The sequence below is a fragment of the Bartonella sp. CM86QHHN genome (genome assembly GCF_042194695.1).
Lineage (GTDB): Bacteria > Pseudomonadota > Alphaproteobacteria > Rhizobiales > Rhizobiaceae > Bartonella.
Window position 1 is genome coordinate 1 of the sequence record NZ_JBHIND010000071.1, and the last position, 3,852, is coordinate 3,852.

The window sequence follows — 3,852 nt, forward strand, 5'->3', positions numbered from 1 at the left end:
TAGAGAACGTTGGCTGGAACAAGACAATAGCGGCTGGAATAGGTTGAATATGCTTATGAACGCCGGTCATGGCTTTGCAAGGAATTACGGCACGACGACGAATAATGTGTCAGAATCTAAGATGCATGGTAACGACCCTTGGCAGAATGCTATGATGGTGCTTTTTGGATTAAAGAAGGCTGCGGAAAAGGCAGCAAATGCTGCCGTTTAGTTTGAATAATCTTAGAAAAAATAAATAGTTAAAGGGAAAGTAATGGTTTTTATAGATTTTGACCCGAGATATAAACATTTCGAACTCAAACGAAAAAAAACGACAACAGAGCGATTGCAGGAAGGAATAGATGAAAGTCAAAGACTGGATAAAGATAGAAAATTACCATTTATTCCTCAAGTACCAGTTCTCCCTAGTATGATTTCTATGAATAATCCATATGATGTGTATCACGGTTCTCTAGTTCCGATAGGCTCTATTTATCCTAATGAGGAAAATAAACCTTCGTTTCCAATTCCAAGAGAAAAAATTCCACCTAGTGTAGGAAATCATGCATCTGTTGTAACAGAACCAGTGACACCACAAGAACAGAATTCTAAACCAGAACCTAGTTTTTGGGATAAACTTTCTCGTTTTTCACAGTCTGATGTTAGTAAAAATATTGATGATTTTCTTATGGGGGCGATAACAGCAAGTCCAGATTCGTCTGGATGGCAACTTTTTGCCAAGGGGCTGAAGAACTTGCATGAAGGAGATAAACAAAGAGGGCAGGTTAACCAGACTGTCGAGTATCTAAAGTCCAAAGGCTACAGCGAAGAAGAAGCTGCTGTCATGGCAAGGAATCCTCAAATGCTTAGTGCATTGTTAACAGGTGGTGATACTCCTAAGTTACCTCTGGGGCATCAATGGTATATCAATCCGGAGACAGGTGAACGTGAAGCGAGACCGATTAAAGGATCTCTACAGGAATTGGAGTATAATCAGAAAAAACGAGACATAGAAGAGTGGGAAACAAATAAGAGAGAGTATGTGAAAGAAGTTGCATTAGAAATTGATAATACTATGGGTGCGGTTAATCATGCCATTAAACTTATAGAGAGTAATCCAGATTGGGTTGCTGGTAAAGGTGGTACGGTTACTCAAATTTTCCCAGGATCTGATGCCAAAACATTAAAATATCTATTTACTCAGATTCAAGGCGGTGTCTTTAAGCGAGTGATTGCATCAATCAAAAAACAAAGTAAGAATGGAACCGTAGGTGTTGGTCCATTATCTGAGAACGAAAGCAAGTGGTTAGTATCATCTTATGGTACTTTAGATATTAGTGACAAGCCTGAAGTATTACATACAAGACTTTTAAATATTAAGAAGATGCTTGCACATTTTCAAGAATTTAATGATGAAGAAATTTATAGGTTATCACATGGATTGGAAGTAAAAGAGCGTAAAAAAGACCCTTCTCAATCTTTTACTAATGGGTTGGTGTCACAAGGAGGTAGTGAAAATATACCAAAGATGAGTTTAGAAGAGGCATCTATTAAGGATAACGTACTTTATTTTGTGGATAGTTCCAGTGGTGAATTTCTGGTTAAGGAGTAAATATTAATGGCCCCTTATAAGACTTCTGGTGCGATTAATTCTCAATATGTATATGCTAAGAATGGGACACGTTTTCGTGTAGTTGAAGATTCTGCTGAGATTGAAAAGATTATAAGATCAAATGCTAACAGTTCTTCTTCATCTTCTCCTCGATATGTATACGCTAAGAACGGAACACGTTTCCGCGTAGTTGAAGATCCCGCTGAGATTGCGAAGCTATCTAATCAATCAACTACAACAGATGATTTCTCATTTGATGATAAAGATCTTACGGTGTTGGATGCTGTTATGAGGAATAGCGCGTCTGGTGCGACGGCAGATTATTTTGACGAGATGAAAGCAGCCAATGAAGCGGGTTTTATAGATTATTGGCGTGGTGATAAGAAAGCAGAGGAGATATATAATAGACGGGTAGCTAAGGAGCGCGCTTACCAAAAAGCCTTGCAAGAGAAATATCCTATTTGGTCTTCTATTGCTTATGCTGCTGGTTCACTTGTACCGACAGGACTCTCACTTTTTGTGCCTCCATTAAGGGCTTTGGCTCTTGCAAAGCATATGTCAACACTTGGAAATATTGGTAAGGCGATGATGTTCGGGGCAGGTTCAGGAGCTTTACATGGCTCTGGAGCAGGAGAGGGTCTTTCTGGTCGTCTTATATCGGCAGGGTTTGGTGGTGGTATTGGAACAGTAGCTGGTCCTATTGGTTCTCTTGCCGGTACAGTTGCTTCTTGGGGTACAAAAAAAATGGCAAGGGGATTGCAACATGTTCCCTATATTCCCTTTATGAAAGGAGGGCGTTTTAATCCTGCTCATAAGGAAGTTCAAACCAAAGCGGTTAGGGAAGTTGCAAAAACATTATATGATGATGGTGTTGAGAATGTTGCAGAGCGTCTTGGCTCTGCGCCACGCCATGCATTTTTGACAGATATCAGTCCAAATTTAGAAGTATCCCTTGCGAATATGGGGAAAACAAATGCGCGTGTTTCTGAACTTTTGAAAGGAGCACATGGGGAACGAGTGCAGAATGCTATTCACCGTATTGGTCAGTCGGCAGATGAAAACATTACACCTCTTCAAGATACGAAAGTTTTAAAAAGGGTACTTCAAGAGCAAGGAGAAAAAGAATATCAACCTATTTATGCACAGGTGTATCGTACTCCAGTAGGAAAAGAGCATTATGCAGCTCTTAATGATCTTTTTGCACATGAAGCATTTCAAGAAGCAGTCGAGCGAGCCGTTAAAGTCTTAACAAAGGACCGTCGCCTTGCAAAACCAGAGATGTTTTATTCGAGAGAATTTAGGCACATTAATTACAAGCCTACGATGGAGTTATTAGATCAAACGAAGAAGTCTCTCGATTACCTTAGCAAGAAGTATCATAATTTTGGTGATAACCAAATGGCTCATGTATATAAATCGCTTAAAAAAGACTTAGTAGAGATAGCGGACCAAATTTCTCCTACTTATAAAGCAGCACGGGCTAGTGTAGCCAAATATGAAGGTTTTGAAGAAGCGATAAAACAAGGCAAAAACATTGCACAGAGGGACGTATCGGGAGAGGGGATTGCAGAAGGTCTTCGTAAAGGAGCAATGCCTAGTGGTCTCAATACTTATCATGTAGGGATGAGAGACTATATTGATGATCTATTAAAAGGTTCGCGTCCTATTAATAGCCTTTCAAATATTTTACAAACGGGTAGCATGTCAGATAATCTAAGCAGATCTTTAAGCTCTAAAAACATTCATGCGTTTAGAAAAGCTGTAGAGGGTGAAAGGTTCTATGAAGATGCGGCGAAAAGAGCACTGAAACCGTTTCAAGGAACGCCTGAACATAATTATTTAACAGGTGTTAATATACCGTATGGAAAAACTAGTGCAGCACATGCAGGGGCAAAAATTATACAAAATATTTTATCTGATACGATTAGAAAATTGCCACAAAAAGAAAGGCAAATACTTGAACGTGATATAGCGAAATTAGCAACTTTTGGCGTTAAAGGTATGAACCAGAAGGAAGTTGCTCAAATGTTACAAAGATTTATACGATTACATAAAGCAGGAATTGGTAGTGACCATTTTTGGCATTTCATTTCTTCGGCAGCGTTAGGAGAAGCGGGAAGATTTTTAAGGAGTAAGGGTTAATGACCCGTTCTAGTCCTTCTGTTAATCAAGCGATACGGCAAACGGCAGCGCGTTATGGTTTGCCAGAGAGTTATTTGTACCGTGTTGCGCAAGTGGAAAGTGGAGGCAATCCGAATGCA

Annotated in this window: 3 protein-coding genes and 1 pseudogene; all 4 read left to right on the top strand. The window is 39.6% G+C overall.

Annotated features, from left to right (window positions below):
• Positions 1–211: pseudogene (locus tag ACFIKX_RS07920) on the top strand (hypothetical protein); the annotation flags it as partial.
• A 42-nt stretch (positions 212–253) separates the two neighbouring features.
• Positions 254–1,591 (top strand): hypothetical protein, encoded by a 1,338-nt coding sequence (locus tag ACFIKX_RS07925; protein ID WP_375627702.1) that lies wholly within the window; start codon positions 254–256, stop codon positions 1,589–1,591.
• A gap of 6 nt (positions 1,592–1,597) precedes the next feature.
• Positions 1,598–3,733, top strand: a complete 2,136-nt coding sequence (locus ACFIKX_RS07930; protein ID WP_375626993.1) for a glycine zipper family protein — start codon at positions 1,598–1,600, stop codon at positions 3,731–3,733.
• Positions 3,733–3,852, top strand: a 120-nt coding sequence (locus tag ACFIKX_RS07935; protein ID WP_375627703.1) for a transglycosylase SLT domain-containing protein, incomplete at its 3' end; no start/stop codon positions are given. The genes ACFIKX_RS07930 and ACFIKX_RS07935, both read left to right, overlap by 1 nt.

Bases quoted from the DNA above. Each gene is read 5' to 3' on its own strand.
- ACFIKX_RS07930 (WP_375626993.1), top strand. From the start codon at position 1,598: ATGGCCCCTTATAAGACTTCTGGTGCGATTAATTCTCAATATGTATAT.
- ACFIKX_RS07925 (WP_375627702.1), top strand. From the start codon at position 254: ATGGTTTTTATAGATTTTGACCCGAGATATAAACATTTCGAACTCAAA.